Raw genomic sequence first — 24,703 nt, 5'->3', positions numbered from 1 at the left:
TCGGCAGGCGGCTATTCGCGCGGGCCGCGGCCGGGCCTAGAAGGGTCGTATGGAATCCTGAGGAGCCGCTTCATGGCCAAGAAGATCAAGATCGATTTCGTTTCCGACATCGCCTGCCCCTGGTGCGTGATCGGGCTCAACGGGCTGGAGCGCGCCCTCGACAACGCGCGGGACGCGGTGGAGGCGGATATCGCCTTCCATCCCTTCGAGTTGAACCCGCACATGCCCGCCGGTGGCCAGAACATGCTGGAGCATGTCGGCGAGAAATACGGCATCTCCGCCGATCAGGCGCGCACCAACCGCGAGAATATCAAGGCGCGGGCGGCCTCGGTCGGCTTCACGATGAACACGTCGGACACCAGCCACATCTACAACACGTTCGATGCGCACCGGCTGCTCGCCTGGGCGGCGGAAGAGGGCAGGCAGATCGAGCTGAAGCGCGCGCTGTTCGCCGCCAACTTCACCGACCAGCGCGATCCCGGCGACCATGCCGTGCTGATCGCGGCGGCCGGGAAGGCCGGGCTCGACGGCGAGGCGGCGCGCGCGGTGCTGGAATCGGATCGCTATGCCGATGCCGTCCGCTCGGAGGAAAATCTCTGGCAGGGGCGTGGCATCAACAGCGTGCCGGCGGTGATCGTCAACAACCGCTATCTCATCTCGGGCGGGCAGCCGCCCGAGGAGTTCGAGCGGCAGCTTCGCCTGATCGCACAGGAACTCTGAGCGCTATCGGCACTCCACATAGACGGGATTGCCGACCAGCAGCGGCGCGCCCTTGCCGTCGCGGATATTGACGGCGACCCACCCGCAGGCCTGCTCGCGAAGCAGCGTCACGCGGGTACGGGCGTCAGCGCCGGATACGGGCATGGTCTCGGGCAGCGGCTGGCCCTTGTGGACGATCTCCACCACGCCGCCGTCGACGCCGGCCGCATGGATATCGAGCGTCAGCGCGCCCTCCCCGAGCGCGATCGTGCCGCCCATCGAGGCGTGTGTCGCACCGGCCTCCGCCTCGACTTCGAGCAGGCGGCCGGGCTTGCCCTCCACATCGATGAACACGTCACCCGAGCGGATGCCCTCGATGATCGCCTCCTCAGACAACTCGCGGGCATGGACCACCGTCGTCGGCCGGCCGACCGGCGCGCGGCCGTCCGGCGCATCGGGGTCGTGGCTGTCGCTGCCGCCGATGCCGGTGAGGTGGTGGCCCTCGTTCAGCCGCGCGTACCAGAAGGCGAAGCCGGAGAGCGGCCCTTCGGCATTCTTCGCGTTCACCACTTCGATCGCGGCGAGACGATCGTAGGGCGTGCCGGGCGCCGTCCATCCGCAGCCCATGCAAAGCTCGCCCGAGGGCAGGTCTGCATGGTTGATCGAAAGGATCGCGCCGGCCTTCGCGGCATCGTCGGCGAGGGCGGCCATGGTCGGCACATGCGGCGTGCCGAGGCGGAAATCGACGAAGCGGCGCAGCCCGATCGCCTGGATATGGCCGTGGAAGGTGGTGATCTCGGTCGCGGGCATCAGCAGCAGCTTGTCGAACCAGGGCTGAAGCTCGCGGATGTCGTCCATCTGCGAGACGGTGTTGTGATCGCTGAGCGCAATGAAATCGAGGCGGGCGGCGGCCGCCGCCTCCACCGTGCGGAAGGTCGGGCAGGGCACGCGCACGCCCGACTGGCTGGCGCAGCTTCCGTCGCTGTGGGCGCCGTGCATGTGGAGGTCGCCGCGATACCAGCCCCAGCCGGTGCGGAGCGGCGGCGGGGTGGCGGCGTCGGTGGCGGCGTGGCGGTCGCCTCGATCGAACCAGATGCGCGCGGTGTAATGACTGCGGCTGCCTGGCCGCGCGTTGGGTACGCCCATCAGCAGCCGCCAGCGGCCGGCCACGACCGGGCCGGGGAGATAGGATGGGGTGGCGTCGCTCGGCGCGATCGTCACCAGCGATTTGGACCCGCCGCTCCAGCCCCGGAAACGCTCCGGGTCGAGCAGGCCCAAGTCGATGACGGTGTGGGCGCTCCTGTCATACTCGAAGCGCAGCGTGATCCGCGTGACGCCCGCCGGAACGGTGAAGGGCGCCTCGCGATAGGTCTGGTGGTCCTGTCCGGTGATGTCGCCGGTGAGGACGACATCCGGCGCCGCCACGCCGCGAGGCGTGGCGGCTGCCGGGGTGGCAACCAAGGCGATGGCCGCCACCAGGACGGCGGCCGGGGGGGAAGCCGCCGTCATCCCTAGAACTGATACATGGCGGCGAAGCGGAACGACCGGCCGAGGATCGGGCGGCCAATGAAGAACTGGTCGCTCGCCTGCCCGCTGGTCAGTTCGCCCGAGCGCGGATTGCCCTCGGTCAGCCCCAGCGAGTTGTTGAGATTGTCGCCATAGGCATAGAGCGTGATCTTCGGTGTCAGCGCGAAACGGACGCTCGCGTTGATGACCGTGTAGGCCGGCAGCTTCTGCGTGTTGGCGGCGTCGGCATAGCGGCTGCCATAATGCTCGACGTCCATCTGCGCGTGGAAGCGATCGTTGAACAGGTTCACTTCCGGCGTCGCGCGGAGCGACACCTTGGGGACGCGAAGCAACTGGTGTCCGTCATAATCCCGCGCCACGAGCGCTCCGTTCACCACTTCCGAATATTTCAGGTTGCGGAATTTCGGCTGCTGGAACGTGCCTTCGAGCGCGAGGTCGAACCAATGGACCGGGCGCACCACCGTCTCCACCTCGACGCCGTAGGTGCGCGTGTCGGCATATTGCGTGCTCTGGGTGATGATGCCGGTGACCGGGTTGAAGGTGTAATTGCCGATCGCGTAGCTCGAATAATCGGTGTTGAAGCCGGTCAGGTAGAGATTGATCTTGTCCGACGAGAGCTTGAACCCGCCTTCGGAGAGCTTGATCTTCTGCACTACGGGCGTCGCGGTGGCGTTGGTGATGAAGTCGCCCACGCCCGGCAGGCGGAAGGCCGAGGTATAGCGCGCGAACACGCCCATGCGCGGGGTGAACTGATAATCCACGCCCACCGTCCAGCCGAGATGGTGGAAGTTGCGGTTGAAGCGGCTGAACACGCCGTTGCCGATCAGCGCGCTGTTGTCGGCGAGCGTCGAGGGATCGCCGAGATCGACGGTGGCGGAGCCCTCGGCCGCCCCGGTCGGGTTCACATGCTCGTAGCGCAGGCCGCCGTCGAGGCGGAGCTGGCGGGTGATCTGCCACTCGTCCGAGGCATAGAAGGCGAAGGTGTCGCTGGTGCCCGATCCGTTGGCGAACTCCGATGAGTAGCGCGTCACGCCGTTCTGGGTGAGGCTGCCCACCACCTGACCGGCGGCGTTGAGCGCGACCAGATCGAGAAGGCGGGAATCGTCCGAGACATCCTGGAGCGTGGCGGCGGAATAGCGCCCGAAATGCTCCTTGATGTGCGCGAAATAGCCGCCGATCGCGAAATTATGCTTCATCGAGCCCATTTCGAACTCGTGCGTCAGGCGCAGATCGTCGACGAACTCGTTTTCGCTGATCGTCACGGGGCGGGCGCTGTTCTGGACGATCAGGCCGTTGCCGTTCTGGTTCGCCATGTCGAAGGCCTGGCCGGTATCGGTGTAGCGGAGCTGCACGCTGGTGGCGCCGGGATAGGCGGCGAGCAGCGCGTTCTGGACCGAACCCACATAGTCCGTCGCCTTGGCGAGCGCGGAGGGATAGATGCCGTTGCGGACGGTGTCGCTCGTCCGGTAGCGCGCCTTGTTCGAGAGCGTCCAGCCGTCGAAGATCTCATAATCGGCCATCGCCGAATATTGGTTGAGCTTCACCCGCGTGCCGTCGGTGTTGTCGTAGCTGACGAAACCGCCATGGCCGTCGCGCAGCGTCAGATGCGCCGTCTCGGGGCTGGCGAGCGTGCCGTAATGGCCGCCGAAGCCGTTGACCGCCACGATGTCGCCATTCGCATTCTTGGTGAGCGGGATGCCGGTGTAGAGGATGGTGTGATCGTCGAGCCGCTTGAAGCTGAGGCTCACATGGCCGCGCGCGAAATCCTTGGTGAGATCGGCGCGGATCTGGCCGCCGCGATTGCCGGTGAAGCCCGGATCGCGCACGCCGTCCTCGGTGCGGTAGAAGCCGCCCACGTCGAACTTCCAGCCGTCGCCGATCGGGCCGCCGAACCAGCCGTCGAAGCGGTTGAGATTGGCCGTCGGGCCATATTCATATTTGGCGAGGCCGGAGAACTCGTCGCCCGGCTTGCGCATGATGAAGTTGACCGATCCGCCCGGCGCGTTCGACGCGAAGATCGACGACGGGCCGCCGCGCACCACCTCGACGCGATCGATGGATTCGTCGACGCGGAATGTCTGGTCCGCGTTCAGATAGCCGAGCGCGGGGTCATGCTGCACGGGCAGGCCGTCTTCGAGCAGGTTGATCGAGCCGAAGCCGTCCACCGGGATGCCGCGCGCGCGGATGTTGCCGCTGGCCTCGCCGCCCGACGCCTCGACCCAGAAGCCGGGGACCGACTTCAACGCCTCGGTGACGCTCGACGGCGCGCGGGTGCGCAGGAAGTCGGCGCTCAGCGTGGAGACGGCGTAGCTGGTCTGCGCCTTGGTGCGCCCGCCCGTGCCGGCGCGGCCGGTGACGATGATGCTGTTGTCCGCGGCCGAACCCGCTTCGCCGTCAGGACTGGCATCGGCGGCAGAGGCCTCGTCCGCGACGCGCAGGCTGATCGTCTGGCCGGTGCGCGCGGCGACGCTGAGGCCCGTGCCGGCGAGGAGCTGGGCGAGGCCCGCGTCGACCTCCATCTGGCCCTTCACAGTCTGCGCCATGCGGCCCTTGAGGCGCGCGGCGGGCGCCACGATCTGCACGCCCGCCTGGCGCGCGAAGGTGGGGATGGCGGTGACGGCGGGTTGCGCCGGCACATCGAAGTTGCGCTCCTGTGCCGAGGCCGCCTGCGCGGCGCACGCGATCGCAACCGCCGAAACGGCGGTCAAGCCCTTGTAACGCATGAGTCTTTTTCCCACTCTTTTGGCGGCGCCGCTGACGGGCCGTTCATGGGGTAGATGCGGCGGGCGGCAATCTCCTCCACCCGCGCCGTGAATTTTTACATCGATCTTCTAGGAGCGGCGGGCCGGGCTCAGGCGGACGATGTCGCCCTCATCGTCCACGGTGGCGTCGAGGCTGACCGCGATGGCGCGCGCGAAGCCGCGCGGATCGCTCGCCGCGAACAGGCCGGAGATGGGCTGGCGGGCGAGCGCCGCGCCGTCGATCTCGATCTTCGGCCCGCCATAGCGGCCGAAGCGATGGGCGGCCTCCGCCAGCGTGTCGCCTTCGAACGCCAGCATCCCGTCGCGCCACGACAGCGCGCGGCTGAGATCGTCGGGCGATAGCGGCCGCGCGATATTGACGGGCGCGAGCGGCGCGATGTCCGGCATCTCGGCCTGCATGTTGGCGGCGAGCTGCACCTCGTCCGCGCCGGGCGCGGCGAGGCGGCCGACCGCGACCTTGCCTTCGCTCACCACCACCGCCACGGGCGAACCCTCGATATTGCGGACCGAGAAGGCCGTGCCGACCGCGCGCACGCTGGTGTCGCGCGCCTCCACCACGAAGGGGCGGGAGGGATCGTGCGCCACCTCGAAATAGGCGACGCCCGAGACGAGATGGATCGAGCGCTTCTGCTCGCTGAACGAGGCTTCCACGACGCTGTGGGTGTCGAGCGTCACCACCGAACCGTCGCCGAGCGGCACGCGGCGAATCTCCCCCATCGCCGTCACCAGACGCTTGGGCCGGTGCAGATAAGCGGGGATCGAGGCGGCCGCGACGATCGACGCCGCCAGCGCTCCACCGCCGATCATCACGGTGCGGCGGTCGATGCGTCGCCAGACGGGTTCGGGCGGCGGCGCTTCGGTGGCGAGGGCGCCGAGCGAACGGGCGCGGTCGGCATGAGCCCAGATCGCCCTGGCGCGGGCGAGCGCACCCATGCGGCGGCTGTCGCCGCTGAGCCAGTCTTCCAGTTCGGTCTGTTCGCTTTCCGTCAGGCCGCGATCGAGCCGCGCGGTCCAGATGGCGGCCGCCTCGTCAATGCTCTGCGCGGTTTCGCGCCCGGTCTTCGGCAAACGCTCGTCCTTCATCACTCGATATGGATGCATCGGACGATGCTTTTCCGCCACGGCCGAACTGCTGCATCAGCAATTTTATGCCGCGGACGATATGTTTTTCCACGGTGCTTTCCGAAAGGCCCAGCGCGGCGGCGACGTCCCGTTGCGAAAGGCCTTCGACGCGGCGGAGCTGAAAGGCGCGGCGCGTCTGGCGCGGCATGGCGGCGATGGCGGTGGCGACACGGGCCAGCTCGTCGCGCCCGATGGCCTGCTGCTCGGGGCTCGGCATGTCGGCGGGCTGGTCGAGCATCTCCAGATCGGTGACCGATCCGATCGCCACCACGCGCGAGCGTCGCAGATCCTGCAACAGGATCGATTTGGCCACCTGGAAGGCATAGCTGCGCGGGTTGCGGATCGAGGCCACGTCGGCGCGCTGGGCGAGGACGGCGTAGGTCTCCTGCACCAGATCGTCGATCCGATCCCCGCTCAGGAAGGCGGATCGGGCCAGCCAGTCCCGGAGCGCACGCTCGTGGGGCAGGATGCAGTCAGCGAGCCACTGAGCGCGATCGTCGAAGGGGAGGGCCATGGCCCCCCTCATCACGCCGGATTGTTACAGGCTGAAGAAGCGGCGCGAACATTGCGGCATGACGCGCCGTGGCCGGACGTGGCCACGGCGGTCGCCGCCTCAATGTGCTTCGGGCGCCGGGGCGGCCGGGGCGGGCGCGTTGGGATCGGGCTTCACGAACTTGAGCGTCATGCGGTCGCTTTCGCCGATCGCTGCATATTTGGCCTTGTCCTGATCGCCCAGCTCATAGGTGGGCGGCAGCGTCCACACGCCCTTGGGGTGATCGTGATCGTCCCTGGGATTGGCATTGATGTCGCTGGCGCCCGCGAACTGGAAACCCGCCGCCATCGCGAGCCGGATCACGGTGGAGCGCTTCACATAGCCGGTGGTCTTCTCGCGCGCGCTGTCCATCGTCTCCGGCAGGCGATGCTCCTCGATGCCGAGCACGCCGCCGGGCTTGAGCACGCGGAACCAGTCGGCGAAGGCCTGCGGGGCGTTGCCGTCGCCGGCCTGCTCGGGCGAGCCGAGGAGGTTGTGGATGTTGCGGAAGGTCACGACCATGTCGGCGGTGCCGTCCGGCACGAGCTGGTTGGGCTGGCCGTCGATGAAGGGCGTCACCTGCGCCTTGCCGTAACGGACCGCGTCGGAGGCGAGCAGCTCCTGATATTTGTCAGTCGACTTGCCCGGCGGCACCGCCGCGACGAAATGGCCGTCCGCCGCCAGATAGGGCGCGAGAATCTCGCTGTACCAGCCGCCGCCCGGCAGCATCTCCACCACCGTCATGTCGGGCTTGAGGCCGAAGAAGCTCAGCGTCTGGGCGGGATGGCGATATTTGTCGCGGGCGCGGTTCTCCGCCTTGCGGCCGGTGTCCGCGACGGCCCTGGCGATGTCGGGATCGACCGTGACGTGCTGGACGGCCGCCTTGGGGGCGGCATGGCGCACCGGCGCCTTGGCCGCCAGCACGGGCGAGGCGGCGAGCGCGAGGGCAGGGAGTACGATCAGGGCGGAACGCATGGTGGCTCGTCTCCGAAAAACGGGATACGCCGATGCTGGCGCGCCCTTGATCCGAAGACAAGCCGTCTCGCGTTACAGGCAGGCTTCGAGGAAGGGCTGGTCGAAGCCGTATTGCTTGGCCTTGTCCAGCGTGTAGGGGCGCAGGCCCATCGAGCGATATTCGCCAACGATCTTCCCGTCCGCGCTCTCGTCGAGATATTCGAACTTGAACAGCTCCTGCGTGACGATCACCGGGCCTTCCATGCCGATCACCTCGGTGATGTTGGTCACGCGGCGCGAGCCGTCGCGCAGGCGCTTCACCTGGATGATGAGGTCCACCGAGTCCGCGATCTGGCGGCTGATCGCTTCCTTGGGCACCTTGATGTCCGACATCATCACCATGTTCTCCATACGGGCGAGCGCCTCGCGCGGAGAGTTGGAGTGGAGCGTACACATCGATCCGTCGTGGCCGGTGTTCATGGCGCTGAGCATGTCGAAACATTCCGCGCCACGAATTTCGCCGAGGATGATGCGATCAGGCCGCATACGCAGCGCGTTCTTGACGAGATCGCGGATCGAGACCTCGCCCTGACCCTCCAGGTTCGGCGGGCGGGTTTCGAGCGGCAGCCAGTGCGGCTGCTGGAGGCGGAGTTCGGCCGCGTCCTCGATCGTCAGCACGCGCTCGCCGGGGTCGATCATCTTGGAGAGCGCGTTCAGCATCGTCGTCTTGCCTGAGCCCGTGCCGCCCGAGATGACGATGTTGAAGCGGCTCGCGCCCGCGATCTTGAGCGCGGTGGCCATCTTGGCCGACATCGATCCGAAGCCCGCCATCATGTCGAGCGTGATCGGCTTGGCGGAGAATTTGCGGATCGAGATGGCGGTGCCGCGCAGCGACAGCGGCGGCACGATGACGTTCACACGAGAGCCGTCGGGCAGGCGGGCGTCGGCGAGCGGCGTCGTCTGGTCGACGCGGCGGCCGACCTTGTTCACGATGCGCTGCGCGATCTGGAACAGGTGCTGCTCGTCGCGGAACTGAATCGGCGCGATCTGGAGCTTGCCCTTCTTTTCGATGAAGGTCTGCTCCGGGCCGTTGACCATGATGTCGCTGACGTCCGGGTCGGCCAGCAGCTCTTCGAGCGGGCCGTAGCCGAGCAGCTCGTCGACCAGCACCTTCTCCAGCGCGAACTGCTCGCGGCGGTTGAGGTTGATCTTCAGCTCGGCCAGCACTTCGGAGATGATCGGGCGGAATTCCTCGGCCAGCTCATCCTTGGTGAGCGTGGCGGCGGCTTCGGGATCGACGCGCTCCAGCAGGCGCGGGAGCACCTGCTCCTTGATCTTGTGGACCGAGGCATCGAAGCCCTCGGCCTTGTGCGAGGCGGCCTCGCCGGAGCCGGCCTGACGGCTGGCGAGCCGCGCCATGGCATCGCCGGTGGGGGCGGGTTCGGGCGGCGGCGGAGCGGGTTCGACCACGGCCGGAACGGCGCCGCCGTCAGGGCCATGCATCGGGCGGGCCACGCCGAACGCGGGCCTCTGGCCGGGGCCGCCGATACCATTTCGCTTGCCGAACGCGTTCATCTTGGTGGCTGCTCTTCATGATGTCGCCGGATGCTCACAGGCTTAGGCGGCAAGGTTTGAAAATTACTTAACCACTCGGGCGGGCGGCGCTGGATCGGCGGGGAGGCCGACGAAGCGAGGGTCCGTGCGGAACGGCCCCGACAGGGTGCGCGCCAGCCGCAGGAAGCGTTCTCCGCGCGGCGTGAGGCGGATCTTGCCGCCCTCGGTCGAGATGGTGCCGGAGGTCGTCTGCTCGGCCACCCGGCGGTCGATCTGGTGCATGTCGCGGACATAATGCTGGACGAAGGCCTGCTCCAGTTGCGCCGTGGTGAGCGGAGACGCGCGATGCGCGTCGATCTCGGCCAGCAGGAAGACGCTGATCGACCGGTCGATGGTGACGGGCAGCACGATCAGGAACATGAGATTGGCGCTGAGCGAGATCGCCGCCGCCGCGACGATCGCGACGGGTTCGATCGGCCGCCATCTGCCGATCAGGGCGAGGATGAGGCCGAGCAGCACCGCACTCGATCCGCACAGCAACAGCCCGCGATAGAAGAGGATGTGAACGCCCGCGAACAGCGGCGTCCAGGTAAGGCCCAGATAGAGCGCGAAGCCGAGGAGCGGCGCGAAGGCCAGCAGCGCGAGCGTGCGGAGAAGCGGGCTCATGATGTCGTCCCCTTTGTCGGCAGCAGGCAGACATGCATGTTCCGATAGGCGCAGTGCCCGAGGAAGGAGGGCGATCCCTGCCGTCGCCAGCTCGGATCGCTGTCGGCCATCAGGAGGAAATCGACGCCCTGCGCCTGCGCCCGTGCCTGCATGTCCGCGAGCGGCATGGGCATATCGAAGATCGGCTGCAATGCATGGAGGCGTTGGGCGACCTGCTGCCGGCTGGCGCCGAAGAGATTGGCGTCCTTGTCGGCGATGGCCGGGCGGTTGCGCCCATAAAGCCCGAAATTGAAGGCACGACGATGGCCGGGATTATGCTGGATCACCGCATTCCCGTCGAGATGGCGGGTGGCCCAGTCATAGGCTTCCCGTTCGCCCAGATCGGTGGCGGGGTGGGTGTTGGGCGTGAGGCCATGCATTCGGAAAAGCGATGGCCGGATGATGCGGAGCCCGGCCATGTCCCACAGGTTTCCGGCGATGCCGATCATCAGGAGGATGCGGAAGCCCGCACGCGGCATGAAGAGGCTGGGAAGCGTGTGGACGACGCTCGCCGTCCAGACGATCGCCGCGAACTGCGCGAACCAGATCGATCGCCATCCCAGATCGTTGTTGATGATCGTGGACTGGAAAAAGCTCGCGACGATGAGCGAAACGACCGCGGCGATCAGGAGAAGCGAGCGCATGGCGTTCGCCTGTCGGATTTCCCCCGGATGCCCGCGCAGGAAAAGGAGGCCGCCGACCGCGAAGGCGCCGAACTGGATGGCATAGCCGACCGGCAACAGCAGAAGCAGGATCAGCGCCAGCGTCACGTTCGGCTGGCCGGGGGCGATCCACCAGAAGGCGAATCTGCGCACCGTCAGCCCGACGGGGAAGCCTTGATCGCTCCGCCCCTGAAGGATGTCGGATATCTGCGGGAGGCAGACGAGAACGGCCACGACACCCGCGAGGACGAGCCATGCCGCCAGAGTGCGCTCCCCGCGCCAGAGGCGGGTGAGGCTCCAGACGGCAAGGATCGGCACGGCGGTCAGCGCGATCCAGAGCGACAGCCCGAAGGCCGAGCCGAAGCAGAGCCCCGCCGTGACGATCCGAAGGATGGTCGCCCGCGGCCCTTCCTCTTCCCGCCGGCAGATCAGCACCGCGCCCGTCCAGCAGGCGATCAGCGCGCTCATATGGTGGGGCACCCACAGCATCGAGGTCAGCGCGAAGCGGACCTCCTCGCTCCACAGCTCGACCTGGGAGAGGGTGTAGCCGTTGAGCGCATGTTCGATCAGCGCCAGCGGCACGTCCGCGCCCGCGATGAAGCAGAGGAAGGTGGCCGCCAGCAGGAAGCGCCGTTCGCGGCCCTCGGCGATCAGCCCGGCTTCCGCGCCGACACGCCAGAGAATGGCGGGAAGCGCGAAACCCGTCCAGAACAGGGTGGAGGCGAACGCCATCCGCGCGCCGATCAGGCCGCCCACCATCCAGCGAATCTCGGCGGGAAGACAGTAGAAATAGTAATAATAGCCCGCCGGCTGGGCGCGGGCGAAGAAGCTGTCACGCAGCGGCAGGCCGTGGTCCGCGATCGATTCCACCACCGCCGCATGTTTGACGAGATCGACGACGAGAAGGCTCTGGTAGAGGCTGCCCCGCCAGTCGACATCGACATAGGCGATGGCCACCGCCAGCCACCACAGACCGGCGAATGCGAGTATCGGGCGAGGGATGTGGTCGAATGGGCGGAAGGCCCCGATCAGCGGGTGGAGCGCCACGAGCGCCAGCACGATCCGCAGGGCCAAGGCCGCCGGAACGCCGAGGAAGCGGATCGCCAGCGCATCGATGGCCGGCAGAGCCGAGAAGGCCAGCAGCAATGCCCATCCGGTCCGCTCCCAGCCTTGCCCGCCGCGCCAGCCACCGGCGCGCTCCAGCAGCGCGAGCAGGGCGAAGCCCGGCAGCACCCCGAGCAACGGCGTCATCAGGGTGCCGAGAAGAAAGCCGCCAATATCCTGGAGGAAGAAAGTCATCGACGCCCCGGTGAACAGGGCTTCGGCTTATGCGGTTTTGCTTAATGGCCCGTTACGCATAAAGGCGCCGCGATGGCGCGACGCCTTCAGGCTTGCCGGCAATGTCCGATGTCGTCAGCCGACGATTGACGCATGTTCCGCCAGCACGGTGAGGCCCCTGGCGGTCACTTCCGCGAAGCCGCCCTGCACGCGGACGCGCTGGATCACGGTGGCCGGCGCGGAATAGACGAGAATCTCGCCGTCGCGCACCGTCGTCATGAAGGGCGCGTGGCCGGCCAGCACGCCGAAGTCGCCCTCGGTGCCGGGAACCACGACCATGTAGGCGCTCTCCGAGAAGAGGCGCTTTTCCGGGGTGACGAGTTCGAAGTTCAGATCGGCCATGGTCTTGTCCTGAACCCTCTCCCGCACGGGATGCGGGAGAGGGGAAGTTCCGGGTCGTAAGGCTTAGGCGGCTTCGGCCAGCTTCTGGGCCTTCTCGACCGCCTCGTCGATCGAGCCGACCATGTAGAACGCCGCTTCCGGCAGATGGTCATACTCGCCGTTCACGACCGCCTTGAACGAGCGCACCGTGTCTTCGATCGACACGAACTTGCCCGAGATGCCGGTGAACACCTCGGCGACGTGGAACGGCTGCGACAGGAAGCGCTGGATCTTGCGGGCGCGGCTGACGGTGAGCTTATCCTCTTCGGAAAGCTCGTCCATGCCGAGGATCGCGATGATGTCCTGAAGCGACTTGTACTTCTGGAGCGTCTCCTGAACGGCGCGGGCCGTGTCGTAATGCTCCTGACCGACGACGGCCGGGGTCAGCACGCGCGAGGTCGAGTCGAGCGGATCGACCGCCGGGTAGATGCCCAGCTCCGAGATCGCGCGGTTGAGAACGGTCGTCGCGTCGAGGTGGGCGAAGGACGTGGCCGGCGCCGGATCGGTAAGATCGTCGGCGGGAACGTAGATCGCCTGCACCGAGGTGATCGAGCCCTTGTTGGTCGACGTGATGCGCTCCTGAAGCGCGCCCATGTCGGTCGAGAGCGTCGGCTGATAGCCCACGGCCGACGGAATACGGCCGAGCAGAGCCGACACCTCGGCGCCCGCCTGCGTGAAGCGGAAGATGTTGTCGACGAAGAAGAGCACGTCCTGACCCTCCTGATCGCGGAAATATTCGGCGATCGCGAGGCCCGAGAGAGCGACGCGGGCACGCGCCCCCGGGGGCTCGTTCATCTGGCCGTAGACGAGGGCGACCTTGGAGCCTTCCGAGATGGCGTTGCCATCGGCGTCCTTGGCGATGACGCCCGCGTCGAGGAACTCGTGATAAAGGTCGTTGCCTTCACGGGTGCGCTCGCCGACGCCGGCGAACACCGAGGTGCCGCCATGGCCCTTGGCGATGTTGTTGATGAGCTCCTGGATGAGCACGGTCTTGCCGACGCCCGCGCCGCCGAACAGGCCGATCTTGCCGCCCTTGGCGTAGGGCGCGAGGAGATCGATCACCTTGATGCCGGTGACGAGGATCGAGGTGTCGGTCGCCTGATCGATGAACTCGGGCGCCTTGGCGTGGATCGGGCCGGTGAGATCGGTGCCGATCGGGCCACGCTCGTCGATCGGCTCGCCGACGACGTTCATGATGCGGCCGAGCGTCTTCGGGCCGACGGGCACGCGGATCTGCGCGCCGGTGTCGCGCACTTCCTGGCCGCGGGTGAGGCCTTCGGTGGCGTCCATCGCGATCGTGCGGACGGTGTTCTCGCCGAGGTGCTGCGCGACTTCGAGAACGAGGCGGTTGCCCTGGTTCTGCGTCTCGAGCGCCGAGAGGATCGCGGGCAGCGGGCCTTCGAAGGCGACGTCGACGACGGCGCCGATCACCTGGCTGATGCGGCCGACATTATTGGTGGTGGTGGCGGTGGCCATGACGGGTTCCTTGCCTTCTTAGCCTATCAGAGCGCTTCAGCGCCCGAGATGATCTCGACGAGTTCGGTGGTGATCGCGGCCTGACGGCTGCGGTTATATTCGATGGTCAGGCGATTAATCATGTCGCCGGCGTTGCGCGTCGCATTGTCCATCGCGGTCATGCGGCTGCCCTGCTCCGACGCGGCATTCTCCTGGAACGCGCGGAAGAGCTGCACCGCGACGTTGCGCGGCAGCAGGGCTGCGAGGATTCCCTCCTCGTCGGGCTCATATTCGAACGCGGCGACCGGGCCGTTCGGCTTCTCGCCCTCGGCTGCCGGGATCGGCACGGGGATGAGCTGAAGCTCGGTCGGGATCTGCACCAGCGCCGACTGGAACTTGGCGTAGAACAGGTGGGCGATATCGAACTCGCCCGCCTCGTATCGCGCTATGACGTCCTCGGCCACGACATGGGCATCGTCGAACGAGACGTTCTTGATGTGCGACTGGTCGACCTGATGGACGATCTTGCCGGGGAACAGGCGGTTGATGACCGCGCGGCCCTTCTTGCCGATCAGGTAGAACTTCAGCGTCTTGCCCTGCGCCTCCAACTCGCGCGCCTTGCGGACGGCCGCACGCACGATGTTGGAGTTGAACGCACCCGCCAGGCCACGCTCCGAGGTGGCGACCACCATCAGATGGACCTGATCCTTGCCCGTGCCGGCGAGCAGCTTCGGGCTTTGCGGGCCGACGGTGACGCCCGACGCGAGGCGGGCCATCACCTTGGTGAGCTCCTCGGCGTAGGGGCGACCGGCCTCGGCCGCGTCCTGCGCGCGGCGCAGCTTGGCGGCGGCGACCATCTTCATCGCCTTGGTGATCTTCTGCGTCGACTTCACCGAGCCGATGCGGATCTTGAGAGCCTTGAGGTTGGCCATCTACTTCCCCGTTGGCCCCCGCCGGAGCGGGGGCTCGAACCTATCAGCCGAACGTCTTGGCGAACGCGTCGAGCGCCGCCTTGAGCTTGCTCTTGACCTCGTCGCCGAGATCCTTGGTCTCGCGGATGGTCTTGAGCACGTCGGGGTGGTTCGCCTTGAGGTCGGCGAGCAGGGCAGCCTCGAAGCGGGTCACTTCGCTGACCGGCAGCGCGTCCAGATAGCCCTGAGTGCCGGCGAAGATCGACGCCACCTGATCCTCGAACGGCATCGGCGAGAACTGCGCCTGCTTCAGCAGCTCGGTGAGGCGAGCGCCGCGGTTGAGCAGCTTCTGCGTCGAGGCGTCGAGATCCGAGCCGAACTGCGCGAACGCAGCCATTTCGCGATACTGGGCCAGCTCCAGCTTGATCGAGCCCGCGACCTTCTTCATCGCCTTGGTCTGCGCGGCCGAGCCGACGCGCGACACCGAGAGGCCGACGTTGATGGCCGGACGGATGCCCTGATAGAACAGGTCCGTCTCAAGGAAGATCTGGCCGTCGGTGATCGAGATCACGTTGGTCGGGATGTAGGCCGACACGTCGCCCGCCTGCGTCTCGATGACCGGGAGAGCCGTCAGCGAGCCGGCGCCATGCGCGTCGGACATCTTGGCGGCGCGCTCCAGCAGGCGCGAGTGGAGATAGAACACGTCGCCCGGATAGGCTTCGCGGCCCGGCGGACGGCGCAGCAGGAGCGACATCTGACGGTAGGCGACGGCCTGCTTCGAGAGATCGTCATACACGATCACGGCGTGCATACCGTTGTCGCGGAAATACTCGCCCATCGCGCAGCCGGTGTAGGGCGCGAGGAACTGGAGCGGCGCCGGGTCCGACGCGGTCGCGGCGACCACGATCGAATATTCCATCGCGCCATTCTCTTCGAGCTGGCGGACGATCTGGGCGACGGTCGAGCGCTTCTGGCCGACGGCGACGTAGATGCAGTAGAGCTTCTGCTTCTCGTCGGTGCCGGCGTTGGCGGTCTTCTGGTTGATGAAGGTGTCGATCGCGACGGCGGTCTTGCCGGTCTGGCGGTCGCCGATGATGAGCTCGCGCTGGCCACGGCCGACGGGCACCAGCGCGTCGAGCGCCTTGAGGCCGGTCTGCACCGGCTCATGCACCGACTTGCGCGGGATGATGCCCGGAGCCTTCACTTCGACGCGCGAACGCTTCTCGAACTCGATCGGGCCTTTGCCGTCGATCGGGTTGCCGAGGCCGTCGACCACGCGGCCGAGCAGGCCCTTGCCGACCGGTACGTCCACGATGGTGCCGGTGCGCTTGACGATGTCGCCTTCCTTGATCTCGGCGTCCGAGCCGAAGATCACGACGCCGACATTATCGGCCTCGAGGTTGAGCGCCATGCCCTGCGTGCCGTTGGCGAACTCGACCATTTCGCCCGCCTGGACGTTGTCGAGGCCGAAGATGCGCGCGATGCCGTCGCCCACGGACAGCACCTGGCCGACCTCGGACACCTCGGCTTCGGTGCCGAAGTTGGCGATCTGGTCGCGGATGACCTTCGAGATTTCTGCGGCGCGGATATCCATGTTCAGCCTTTCATCGCGTGCGCGAGAGTGTTCAATTTGGTGCGGATCGAGCCGTCGATCTGCTGCGAGCCCATCTTCACGATCAGGCCGCCGAGGATCGCCGGGTCCACCTTCGCCTCGATCGCGACATCGCGGCCGAAGCGGGTGCGCAGCTTGTCCTTCAGCGCGCCGATCTGCCCGGCGTCGAGCGGATGGGCGGAGGTGACTTCGGCGGTCGTCTCGCCGCGATGGTGGGCCACCAGCGCCTTGAAGGCGCGGATCATGGCCGCGAGATCGGCGAGGCGGCGATTGTGCGCCACGACGCCGAGGAAGTTGCTGGTGATCTTGCCGAGCTTCATCGCCTCGGCCACCGCGGCGATCGCCTTGCTGGCGGCCGCGCGGTCGACGAGGGGGCTCTGGGTCAGGGCACGGAAATCGGCGCTTTCGGCCAGAGCGGCCTTCACCTGGTCAAGATCCGCCGAGACGGCGTCGATCGCCTTCTCGTCGCGCGCCAGCTCGAACAGGGCCATCGCATAACGGCCGCTGAGGCTGGCTTGAATACCGCCGGAAATGTCCACGCGCGCTCAATCCCCCGGAAGCTGCAAAGCCCATGTAAAAAAAGGGGGCGCCCAGAGACGTCCCCGCATGGGTCGCCGGCCGGTTAGCAGGGGAGGGGGGATGATGCAAGCGTAGCGCGGCCGATCGTCGGCTTCCGGGCGGAAAGCGGTTTGAGAGCAAGCGGCGGGATGCGGGCCGGCGTGGATCTGCGGAATAAGGAGCCATGGCCACGAAGGAGTGACGATCATGACCTATCGCATCGAGGGGCTCGACCCCGCCCGCTTCGCCAATGTGGAGGCGCTGCTCTCCGCCGGGGCGATTCGCATGACGGTGGACAAGCCGGGCGCCTTCCCCTGTCGCGTGACGCTGGAGGATGCCGAGCCGGGCGAGAGCGTGCTGCTCGTCAACCATGTCTCGGCCGACGTGGCGACGCCGTTCCGTGCCTCGCACGCCATCTTCGTGCGCGAGGGGGCCGCTCGGGCGCCGCGCTATCGGGATGTCGCGCCGCCGCTGCTCGAACGGCGGAGGCTGAGCCTGCGCGCCTTCGATGCGGTGGGGATGCTGCGCGCGGCGACGGTCGCGGAGCCGGGTGAGGCGGATGCGGGGATTCGGGGGCTGCTGGACGATCGGGAGATCGCTTATGTGGATGTCCATAATGCCGCGTGGGGATGCTTCCTGGCGCGGGCGGAGCGGAGCGATGATGCCTGATCGGGACGAGGAGCGCTGGGCGGCCGTGCTGCGCCGCGATCGTGCGGCGGATGGAGACTTCGTCACCGGCGTGCTCTCCACCGGCATCTATTGCCGCCCGTCCTGCGCGGCCCGGCATCCGAAGCGCGAGAATGTGCGCTTCTTCGCCGATGGTGAGGCGGCGCGGACGGCGGGCTTGCGGCCCTGTCTGCGCTGCAAGCCCGACGCGGTGGCCCGCGATGCCGAGGGCGTGGCCCGTGCGGTGGCGCTGATCGAACGCTCCGACACGCCGCCCACGCTCGACGAGATGGCCGGGGCGGCCGGATATGCGCCGCATCATTTCCATCGCCTGTTCCGCAAGCGGACCGGGGTGACGCCCGCCGCTTATGCCCGCGGCGTCCGCGCGCGACGGATGGAACAGGCGCTGCGACAGGAGGACAGGGTGACCGACGCGATCTACGAGGCGGGCTATTCGGGTCCGGGCCGTTTCTACGAGGAGGCCGAGGGGCGGCTCGGCATGGCGCCGTCCGCCTGGCGCGACGGCGGCCGGGGCGCCACGATCCGATGGGCCACCGCGCCGACCAGCTTCGGCCGGATGCTGGTCGCCGCGACCGAGCGGGGCATCTGCCGGCTCACCTTCGGCGATCCGCAGGAGGTGCTCCGTCGCGACTTCCCCAACGCGACGCTGGAGCCGGGCGGCGCGGACATGGCGGCGCTGGTGGCGAGCGCGGTCGCGGTGGTGGAGGAGCCGGGGCGGGCGCACGACCTGCCGCTCGACGTGCGCGGCACCGCCTTCCAGGAAGCGGTGTGGCGCGAGCTTTCCCGCGTGCCGGCGGGGGAGAGCGTGAGTTATGCGGCACTCGCGGCGCGGGCCGGCAAGCCGGGCGCGGCGCGTGCGGCCGGAACGGCGTGCGGCGCGAATCCGGTGGCGATCCTCATCCCCTGCCACCGCGCCCGTCGCGGAGATGGCAGTCCGGGCGGCTATGCGTGGGGGCTGGCGATGAAGGCCGAGCTGCTGGAGCGCGAAGCGGGCGAGGGGCGGCAGGCTCAGCTTTTCGGCTGATCCTTGCCGCTCTTGTTCCCGGCGGCCTTGTCGTCGTTGGTGGGCCGGCCGTTCGCCAGCTTCGTCCTGGCGTCCGCGATCTTGCCGCTGTCGATCAGGTCGATCAACGTGCGCGCTGCGCCCGCGCCGCGCATACCATGCGGCGAATAGGCGATGGGAGCCAGCAGCGCGCGTGCCGCCTGGGTCTTGCCATCGTCGAGCATCCGCCCGGCGAGCAGGAAGTGGACGCCCGAATCCTCGGGCGCGAGCGCTTCCGCCTTTTGCAGCCCCTGCACGGCGAGATCGGGCGCGCGCACATCCTGCGCCAGATAGCTCTCGTAATAGAGGATGAGCGGCAACGCCGCCTCGGTGTCCGCGCGGTTGGCCTTCACATACCAGCTTCGCGCGGCCGACCAGGTCTGCGCATCGGTCGCATGAGCCTTCACCGCGCGGCGGACAGCCACTCTGCCCTTGTAGAGCATGGCCCGCTGCTGATGGGGATCGGCCGCGAGTGCCCGATCGGCGGCGGCCTCCGCCGCATCGTCATTGCCGGCATCGAATTCGGCCTCGGCCAGCTCGACCTGCACGCGCGGATCGCCGGGATAGGGCGCGGCACGCTTCTCCGCTTCGGGGAGCAGCGCCTTGGCCTGTTTCTCGTCGACGCCTCTGGTGGAGCGCATGTGGACGAAGATCATTGCCGCCGCGCCCGGAGAAAGGGGCTGCACGTCCACGGTGGGAGTCGTGGCCGGCGGTGGGACGCGCATCTCGGCAAAGCGGTTCTCGGCGAGATAGGCGCTCAGTTCCCCGTCGAGCTTGTGCAGGTCGCCGAAGGCGAGGGTCGCGGCATCGATGCTCGATTTCCCCTTGTTCATCTCGGCCAGATATGTGTCGAGCTGGCCGCGCCGATCCTTGTTCATCATGAGGTAGTGAACGAGCAGCCAGCCGCGCGCGTAGATCATGTCGAGCATCGCGGGGTCGTGCAGGATGCGCGGCGGCGGATCGAGCAATTCGCGGATCGACAGCGTTGTGTGCGAGAACAGGCCGTAAGCGCGATAATCGGCCGGTCGGCCGACCAGCACCGAGCCATCGTCCTCGAACTTTACGTTCGCGTTGAATTCCGCGAACCCCTCCATGTACCACATGGGATAGGCGGCGGTGAAATTCGCGAACATGAAATGATGGCTATATTCGTGGAGCAGCGCGTCCTGCGCGGTGAGGTCATAGGAATCATTACTGCCCGGATTCGACAGCGAGAGCGTGAAGATCGCTGAGCCTCCGGCCCGCGGCGTGTAGAAGCCCCGCACCGAGCTTCCGCAGTTGCACAGGCTCTGGATCGTGCCGACATCGGTCGCGTAGATATGGATGCGGTTGGAGCGGCGGCTGGGATCGTCCTGCACGCCGTAAAGCGTCCGCATTTCGGCATCGAAGCGCTCGAGCTTCACCGCGAAGTCGCGGATGCGCGCCGGGCTGCTATTCGCATCGATGATGAAATGATCGGTGCTGGCCTCATACCACGCGGCATGAGCCGGCGCGCCGAGCGCGGCCGCCGCGCCCAGCAATATCCCCATGAACGGCTTACGCATTACAGCCCCCCCCCCACGACGCTTTCGCATCGCGCATCCTTCCATCCTCATGCCCGGAAGTGCCAGTCCGGTGATGCGGAATATAGCCCCGGAGCGGGGCTATATCAGTGCCGCCGGGAAGATTTCCGCGCCGGCCGCTTCTTCGCGGGCGCCGCTTCGGGGCGTGCCGTCGCGTACATCGCCCTGGCGATATCCCTGGTCAGCGCGCGCTTGTCTCCGCCCCGTTCGTAGAGATCGAAATGCGTCTTGTCGGGCAGGAAGCTGATCTGCGCGTGCGCGCCGACCTTCTTCATCGCGGCGTCCAGCCGGTGGGCGGCGCCGTCGAGATAGAAGGTGTCCGCCGTCCCCACGATCAGATGGACCTTGCCGTCGAGATCGGGCTTCAGCTCGGGCCAGCGCGTCTCGATCATATGGGCGATGTCGTAATGATCGCGCCAGTAGGAGACGACGGCCGGGTCCACCGCGCCGGTGGTGCGGTCGAACATCTCCATCGGCGTGCCGTCCGCCCCGCGCGGGCTGAACACCCATTCGAACGAGCGGAACTGGCCGCCGTCATGGCCCAGCACCGCCTCCAGCTTCGCGAAATCCGGGATGGTGGCGATCAGCTTGTCATGGTCGCGGATCAGCGGGCGTGGCTTGCCGGCGGCATCCCGATAGAAATTGGCGCCCGGCGCGTAGAGATCGGCGCCGGTGAAATCGTGGAAGTCGCTCGGATCGGGCGAGGTGGACCATGTGCCGCCGAAGACCTTGGGGTAGCGCACCTGCAACCACAAAGTCGCCCAGCCGCCCGAGCTGTGCCCGGTGAGGAAGCGGCCGGACGCCTTGCCGTCCATCCGGTACTGTTTCTCCAGCGAGGGGATCAGCTCGGCGGTGAGCGCGTGGCCCCATGGCCCGTTGTTCACGCTGTCCGCGAACTCGGTGGTGCCGGTGCCGAGCGAGCTTTGATCGAGGAACACCCAGATCATCGGCGGGATGTCCTTGGTCGCCTCCAGCCCCCAGATGCGGCCCGCCATCGCGATGTCGCGCTTGTGCGTCGAGCCGAAGCCGCCGGTCTCGTAGACGGTGGGGTAGGTCTGGCGCGCGTCGGGGCTGTAGCCGGGCGGGGTGAGTACCCACGCCTTGATCGTGATCGGGCGGCCCCAGAAGACGCTGAGCGCGGGGCTCTGGAACAACTCCTCGTGGAGATGCGGTTTGGCATCGGCGACGGCCTGCTGCACGTCCCTGGGCGCATCCGAGAAATCCCACAGTGCCCGGTCCGGGATCGTCCGGTCGAGCGGGAGCGTGGCGGGGGACTGTTCGGGCCAGTGGATCGTCACCACCTTCGACACGAGATCGCCGGGGCCGCGCCCGCCATAATTATAATCCCCGTTGCGATCGAGCACCGCCTGCACGCGATAGTCGCCGGCGGGCAGCGCCGCGAAGCCGGCGGGGAAGGCGGTTTCCTGCGTGTTGATCTGCACGGTGCGCGCCACGCCGAAGGTGGCCACGTCCCGCGCGGCGACCGAGACGGCCTGCGGATCGAAGGTGGAGGTGTCGACATCCGCCTGATCGGCCTCGCCCGGCTTCACCGGGCTGGCGAAGACCAGCAGCCGACCGGACGCATCGCCCTTCCAGCTTTCGGGCAGCGTCACGATCATCCGCGTCTCGGCGATCGGCAGTTCGGCGAAGGCAGGCCCTGTCGACAGCAGCAGCGCGGCGGCGATCGGCATCCGCCAGCGGCGAAGTTGACACGCGTGCATGTGTTTCGTCGCCATCGCCGGCCCCCTCCCTGCGCAATCGCCCGGATGCTGGCAGCGGAAATCCTACATTACCAGAGGAATTTCACCGTATGGGTTTGTCGCCAAAGGGGTATGGAACCCCGGCGAGGTAAGCGGAATGCGCCGGCTCACATGAAGCTGTACGGGTCGACGTCCACCGCCACGCGCACCCCGCGCGGCCATTCGAGCGCGCCGAGCCAGCCGCGGATCACGTCCTGCACGTCGAGCGCGCGCCGGGCGTGGACGAGCAGGCGCTGGCGATGCCGCCCCCTCAGCATGGCGAGCGGGGCGGGGGCGGGGCCGAACACCATCATCCCCTCCACCTCCGGCGCGCTGCGGCCGATCAGGCGGGCGGTGGCGACCGCCTCGTCCTGCTTCTCGGCGGAGACGATGATCGCGGCGTAGCGACCGAAGGGCGGCGCGCCGGCCTCGCGGCGGCTGTCCGTCTCGGCCTCGTAGAAGCTGTCGGCGTCGCCCGTCACCAGCGCCTGGATCACCGGTGCCTGCGGCTCGCGGGTCTGGAGGAAGACGCGCCCCGGCTTGGCCCCGCGACCTGCGCGCCCGGCGACCTGCGCGATCTGCTGGAAGCTGCGCTCGGCGGCGCGGAGGTCTCCGCCCGACAGGCCGAGGTCCGCGTCCACCACGCCGACCAGCGTGAGGTTGGGGAAGTGATAGCCCTTGGTGATGAGCTGGGTTCCGATCACCACGTCGATGTCGCCCGCCTCCATCCGGTTGACGAACTCGGCGGCCTTGGCGGGGGACCAGATGGTGTCGGACGTCACCACGGCGGTGCGCGCGTCGGGGAGGATGGCGGCCACCTCGTCGGCGATGCGCTCGACGCCGGGGCCGCAGGCGACGAGGCTGTCCTCCTCATGGCATTCGGGGCAGGCGGCGGGCGGCGGCATCACATGCCCGCAATGGTGACAGGCGAGCCGCGCCATCAGCCGGTGTTCCACCATCCACGCCGTGCAGTTCGGGCAGCGGAAGCGGTGTCCGCAGGTCCGGCACAAGGTTAGCGGCGCATAGCCGCGCCGGTTGAGGAAGAGCAGCGACTGTTCGCCCTTCTCCATCGTCTCCTGCAAAGCCGCGACCAGCGTCGGCGCGATCCAGCGCTGCTTGGGGGGCACATCCTGCGTGAGGTTGATGATCGAGATGGCGGGCATCTGCGCCGGGCCGTAGCGGCCGGGGAGCTTCAGCTCGCGATACTTCCCCGCCGCCACCATCTGGCGCGTCTCGATCGCCGGCGTGGCGGAGGCGAGCAGCACCGGGATGCTCTCGAAATGCCCGCGCATCACGGCGACGTCGCGGGCGTGGTACATCACGCCTTCTTCCTGCTTGAAGCTGGTCTCGTGCGCCTCGTCGACGACGATCAGGCCGAGGTTCCGATAGGGCAGGAACAGCGAGGAGCGCGCCCCGATCACCACCTTCGCCTCGCCAGTCGCGATGGCGCGCCATGCGCGGCGGCGCTGGGATTGGCGCAGGTCCGAATGCCACGCCACGGGAAGATGGCCGAAACGCTTCTCGAAACGCTTGAGGAAAGGCTCGGTCAGCGCGATCTCGGGGAGCAGGATCAGCGATTGCCGCCCCGCCCGGATCGCCGCCGCGACCGCCTCGAAATAGACCTCGGTCTTGCCCGATCCCGTCACGCCGTCGAGCAGCATGGGGTCGAAGCGATGGGCGTCCACCGCCTCGACGATGCTGTCCGCCACTTCACGCTGTTCGGGGGAGAGTTCGGGGGGCGCGAAGGACGGATCGGGATCGATGAAGGGCGCGTCCACCGCCACCTCCACCGCCTCGATCGCGCCCGTCTTCACAAGGCCCCGGATCACCGCGTCGGTGACGTCCGCAATGGCGGCCAGCTCGCGGACCAGCCCCTGCCGCTCGCCGATCCGCTCCAGCGCCTGAGCGCGCTGGGGCGTGAGGCGATCGGGCACCACACCCGTCGCGCGATATTCGACGACGGTGCGCCCGCCCTCCAGCGCGCTCGCGGACGCCAGCGACATGCGCAGCACGGCCGCGGGCGGCGCGAGATAATAGTTGGCGGTCCACTCGATCAGACGGCGGAGCGGCGCGGCGATCGGGGGCAGATCGTAGACCGAGAGCAGATTGCGCAGCCGATTGTCGCCCACCTCCGCGTCGGAGGGCATCCGCTCCGCCTCCCACACCACGCCGGCGAGCTGGCGCGGGCCGAGCGGGGCCAGCACGATCGAGCCCGGCTCCACCGCCATGCCGTGCGGCACGCGATAGTCGAGCGGGCCGAGGGCCGAGTTGAGGAGCAGGACGCGGGCACGGGACATCGCTCCCTCCCATCTAGGATCGAAGGCGGCCGCGCAACAGGGGAGGGCTTTCGCGCCGCGCCGGGAGATGCTTCATTGTCGCGGGACAGGGAGAGGCGGATGTTGGAGACGGAGCGGTTGACGATCAGGCGGATCGGGCTGGAGGATGCGCCCTTCATGCTGGCGATCCTGAACGATCCGGGATTCCTCGCCAATATCGGCGATCGCGGCGTCCGCACCGTGGCGGAGGCGGAGGAATATATCCGCGTCCGGGTGCTCGCCTCCTACGAGACGCATGGCTTCGGCATGTTCCGCGTCGCGCTGAAGGAGGGGGACGAGCCGGTCGGCACCGTCGGCTTCGTGCGGCGCGAGGGGCTGGACGGGCCGGATCTCGGCTTCGCCTTCCTCGCCGATCATACCGGCAAGGGCTATGGCCGCGAGGCGTCGAAGGCGCTGATCGCCTGGGCGCGGCGCGAACTGCATATCGGCCCGCTGCTGGCGATCACCGCGCCTCATAACGCGGCGTCGGCGGCGCTGCTCCTGCGGCTCGGCTTTCGCGAGGAGGGGCGGGTGACATTGCCCCAGCACGGTGGGGAAAGCCGCCTGTTCGTGGAAGGTTAGGCCG

Annotated in this window: 20 protein-coding genes; 4 read left to right on the top strand and 16 right to left on the bottom strand. The window is 67.8% G+C overall.

The features are described 5' to 3' along the window. Positions 1–72: 72 nt before the first annotated feature. Positions 73–720 carry a DsbA family oxidoreductase gene (locus FHS98_RS04990; protein ID WP_167100960.1) on the top strand — a complete coding sequence of 216 codons (648 nt, stop codon included), beginning with the start codon at positions 73–75 and terminating at the stop codon, positions 718–720. Between the two features lie 3 nt (positions 721–723). On the opposite strand, the gene FHS98_RS04985 is transcribed toward FHS98_RS04990, so the two are convergent. From FHS98_RS04985 to FHS98_RS04925, 13 genes are all read right to left on the bottom strand, one after another. Further along, complete coding sequence (locus FHS98_RS04985; protein ID WP_208402022.1) at positions 724–2,208, bottom strand: CehA/McbA family metallohydrolase; 1,485 nt, start codon at positions 2,206–2,208, stop codon at positions 724–726. 2 nt (positions 2,209–2,210) lie between these two features. After that, positions 2,211–4,949 (bottom strand): TonB-dependent receptor, encoded by a 2,739-nt coding sequence (locus FHS98_RS04980; RefSeq protein ID WP_167100957.1) that lies wholly within the window; start codon positions 4,947–4,949, stop codon positions 2,211–2,213. A 108-nt stretch (positions 4,950–5,057) separates the two neighbouring features. Next, positions 5,058–6,071 (bottom strand): FecR family protein, encoded by a 1,014-nt coding sequence (locus tag FHS98_RS04975; protein ID WP_167100954.1) that lies wholly within the window; start codon positions 6,069–6,071, stop codon positions 5,058–5,060. Next, a complete protein-coding gene (locus tag FHS98_RS04970; RefSeq protein WP_167100951.1) occupies positions 6,019–6,624 on the bottom strand; it encodes an RNA polymerase sigma factor in 606 nt (201 codons plus the stop codon). Before FHS98_RS04970 ends, FHS98_RS04975 begins: the two co-directional genes overlap by 53 nt. A 99-nt stretch (positions 6,625–6,723) precedes the next feature. Next, complete coding sequence (locus FHS98_RS04965; RefSeq protein WP_167100948.1) at positions 6,724–7,617, bottom strand: class I SAM-dependent methyltransferase; 894 nt, start codon at positions 7,615–7,617, stop codon at positions 6,724–6,726. Positions 7,618–7,689: 72 nt separating this feature from the next. Further along, positions 7,690–9,171, bottom strand: coding sequence for a TadA family conjugal transfer-associated ATPase (locus FHS98_RS04960; RefSeq protein ID WP_167100945.1), 1,482 nt, complete (start codon positions 9,169–9,171; stop codon positions 7,690–7,692). Positions 9,172–9,234: 63 nt separating this feature from the next. Further along, positions 9,235–9,816 (bottom strand): hypothetical protein, encoded by a 582-nt coding sequence (locus tag FHS98_RS04955; protein ID WP_167100942.1) that lies wholly within the window; start codon positions 9,814–9,816, stop codon positions 9,235–9,237. Further along, on the bottom strand, positions 9,813–11,816 hold the full coding sequence (locus FHS98_RS04950) for a hypothetical protein (protein WP_167100939.1): 2,004 nt from the start codon (positions 11,814–11,816) through the stop codon (positions 9,813–9,815). Before FHS98_RS04950 ends, FHS98_RS04955 begins: the two co-directional genes overlap by 4 nt. Positions 11,817–11,930: 114 nt before the next feature. Continuing rightward, positions 11,931–12,197 carry an ATP synthase F1 subunit epsilon gene (locus FHS98_RS04945; protein WP_167100936.1) on the bottom strand — a complete coding sequence of 89 codons (267 nt, stop codon included), beginning with the start codon at positions 12,195–12,197 and terminating at the stop codon, positions 11,931–11,933. A 63-nt stretch (positions 12,198–12,260) separates the two neighbouring features. After that, a complete protein-coding gene (gene atpD, locus FHS98_RS04940) occupies positions 12,261–13,712 on the bottom strand; it encodes a F0F1 ATP synthase subunit beta (protein ID WP_167100933.1) in 1,452 nt (483 codons plus the stop codon). A 26-nt stretch (positions 13,713–13,738) separates the two neighbouring features. Continuing rightward, positions 13,739–14,623 carry a F0F1 ATP synthase subunit gamma gene (locus FHS98_RS04935; RefSeq protein ID WP_167100930.1) on the bottom strand — a complete coding sequence of 295 codons (885 nt, stop codon included), beginning with the start codon at positions 14,621–14,623 and terminating at the stop codon, positions 13,739–13,741. Positions 14,624–14,666: 43 nt separating this feature from the next. Beyond that, positions 14,667–16,196: a F0F1 ATP synthase subunit alpha gene (atpA, locus tag FHS98_RS04930; RefSeq protein ID WP_167100927.1), complete on the bottom strand. Its 1,530-nt coding sequence runs from the start codon at positions 16,194–16,196 to the stop codon at positions 14,667–14,669. A gap of 2 nt (positions 16,197–16,198) precedes the next feature. Further along, positions 16,199–16,753 (bottom strand): F0F1 ATP synthase subunit delta, encoded by a 555-nt coding sequence (locus tag FHS98_RS04925; RefSeq protein WP_167100924.1) that lies wholly within the window; start codon positions 16,751–16,753, stop codon positions 16,199–16,201. Positions 16,754–16,979: 226 nt separating this feature from the next. Between FHS98_RS04925 and FHS98_RS04920 the strand changes: the two genes are divergently transcribed. Both FHS98_RS04920 and ada read left to right on the top strand, forming a co-directional pair. Then, a complete protein-coding gene (locus FHS98_RS04920) occupies positions 16,980–17,441 on the top strand; it encodes a DUF1203 domain-containing protein (RefSeq protein WP_167100921.1) in 462 nt (153 codons plus the stop codon). Further along, complete coding sequence (gene ada / locus FHS98_RS04915) at positions 17,431–18,483, top strand: bifunctional DNA-binding transcriptional regulator/O6-methylguanine-DNA methyltransferase Ada (RefSeq protein ID WP_167100918.1); 1,053 nt, start codon at positions 17,431–17,433, stop codon at positions 18,481–18,483. Before FHS98_RS04920 ends, ada begins: the two co-directional genes overlap by 11 nt. Here the strand turns inward: ada and FHS98_RS04910 are convergent. The 3 genes from FHS98_RS04910 to FHS98_RS04900 all read right to left on the bottom strand — a co-directional run bounded on the left by FHS98_RS04910 (position 18,468) and on the right by FHS98_RS04900 (position 24,099). Then, the gene (locus FHS98_RS04910; RefSeq protein ID WP_167100915.1) at positions 18,468–20,045 is read right to left on the bottom strand and encodes a hypothetical protein; all 1,578 of its coding nucleotides are present in this window, start codon (positions 20,043–20,045) and stop codon (positions 18,468–18,470) included. The two genes, ada and FHS98_RS04910, sit on opposite strands and share 16 nt — an antisense overlap. Positions 20,046–20,149: 104 nt before the next feature. After that, positions 20,150–21,799, bottom strand: coding sequence for an alpha/beta hydrolase (locus FHS98_RS04905; RefSeq protein WP_243847865.1), 1,650 nt, complete (start codon positions 21,797–21,799; stop codon positions 20,150–20,152). Positions 21,800–21,930: 131 nt separating this feature from the next. Then, a complete protein-coding gene (locus FHS98_RS04900; RefSeq protein ID WP_167100912.1) occupies positions 21,931–24,099 on the bottom strand; it encodes a primosomal protein N' in 2,169 nt (722 codons plus the stop codon). Positions 24,100–24,198: 99 nt separating this feature from the next. On the opposite strand from FHS98_RS04900, the gene FHS98_RS04895 reads away from it, so the two are divergent. Then, entirely contained in the window at positions 24,199–24,699 is a 501-nt protein-coding gene (locus FHS98_RS04895) for a GNAT family N-acetyltransferase (RefSeq protein WP_167100909.1), read from the top strand. The last annotated feature ends 4 nt before the right edge of the window (positions 24,700–24,703 follow it).

This window comes from Sphingomonas oligoaromativorans (genome assembly GCF_011762195.1).
In the GTDB taxonomy this organism is placed as follows: Bacteria; Pseudomonadota; Alphaproteobacteria; order Sphingomonadales; family Sphingomonadaceae; genus Solisphingomonas; species Solisphingomonas oligoaromativorans.
This window is presented reverse-complemented; position numbering and strand designations above follow the sequence as displayed.

What these genes read in the sequence shown, in the direction of transcription:
- FHS98_RS04990 (WP_167100960.1), top strand. Translation starts at nt 73, where the DNA reads ATGGCCAAGAAGATCAAGATCGATTTCGTTTCCGACATCGCCTGCCCC.
- FHS98_RS04985 (WP_208402022.1), bottom strand. Translation starts at nt 2,208, where the DNA reads ATGACGGCGGCTTCCCCCCCGGCCGCCGTCCTGGTGGCGGCCATCGCC.
- FHS98_RS04980 (WP_167100957.1), bottom strand. Translation starts at nt 4,949, where the DNA reads ATGCGTTACAAGGGCTTGACCGCCGTTTCGGCGGTTGCGATCGCGTGC.
- FHS98_RS04975 (WP_167100954.1), bottom strand. Translation starts at nt 6,071, where the DNA reads ATGAAGGACGAGCGTTTGCCGAAGACCGGGCGCGAAACCGCGCAGAGC.
- FHS98_RS04970 (WP_167100951.1), bottom strand. Translation starts at nt 6,624, where the DNA reads ATGGCCCTCCCCTTCGACGATCGCGCTCAGTGGCTCGCTGACTGCATC.
- FHS98_RS04965 (WP_167100948.1), bottom strand. Translation starts at nt 7,617, where the DNA reads ATGCGTTCCGCCCTGATCGTACTCCCTGCCCTCGCGCTCGCCGCCTCG.
- FHS98_RS04960 (WP_167100945.1), bottom strand. Translation starts at nt 9,171, where the DNA reads ATGAACGCGTTCGGCAAGCGAAATGGTATCGGCGGCCCCGGCCAGAGG.
- FHS98_RS04955 (WP_167100942.1), bottom strand. Translation starts at nt 9,816, where the DNA reads ATGAGCCCGCTTCTCCGCACGCTCGCGCTGCTGGCCTTCGCGCCGCTC.
- FHS98_RS04950 (WP_167100939.1), bottom strand. Translation starts at nt 11,816, where the DNA reads ATGACTTTCTTCCTCCAGGATATTGGCGGCTTTCTTCTCGGCACCCTG.
- FHS98_RS04945 (WP_167100936.1), bottom strand. Translation starts at nt 12,197, where the DNA reads ATGGCCGATCTGAACTTCGAACTCGTCACCCCGGAAAAGCGCCTCTTC.
- atpD (WP_167100933.1), bottom strand. Translation starts at nt 13,712, where the DNA reads ATGGCCACCGCCACCACCACCAATAATGTCGGCCGCATCAGCCAGGTG.
- FHS98_RS04935 (WP_167100930.1), bottom strand. Translation starts at nt 14,623, where the DNA reads ATGGCCAACCTCAAGGCTCTCAAGATCCGCATCGGCTCGGTGAAGTCG.
- atpA (WP_167100927.1), bottom strand. Translation starts at nt 16,196, where the DNA reads ATGGATATCCGCGCCGCAGAAATCTCGAAGGTCATCCGCGACCAGATC.
- FHS98_RS04920 (WP_167100921.1), top strand. Translation starts at nt 16,980, where the DNA reads ATGACCTATCGCATCGAGGGGCTCGACCCCGCCCGCTTCGCCAATGTG.
- ada (WP_167100918.1), top strand. Translation starts at nt 17,431, where the DNA reads ATGATGCCTGATCGGGACGAGGAGCGCTGGGCGGCCGTGCTGCGCCGC.
- FHS98_RS04910 (WP_167100915.1), bottom strand. Translation starts at nt 20,045, where the DNA reads ATGCGTAAGCCGTTCATGGGGATATTGCTGGGCGCGGCGGCCGCGCTC.
- FHS98_RS04905 (WP_243847865.1), bottom strand. Translation starts at nt 21,799, where the DNA reads ATGGCGACGAAACACATGCACGCGTGTCAACTTCGCCGCTGGCGGATG.
- FHS98_RS04900 (WP_167100912.1), bottom strand. Translation starts at nt 24,099, where the DNA reads ATGTCCCGTGCCCGCGTCCTGCTCCTCAACTCGGCCCTCGGCCCGCTC.
- FHS98_RS04895 (WP_167100909.1), top strand. Translation starts at nt 24,199, where the DNA reads ATGTTGGAGACGGAGCGGTTGACGATCAGGCGGATCGGGCTGGAGGAT.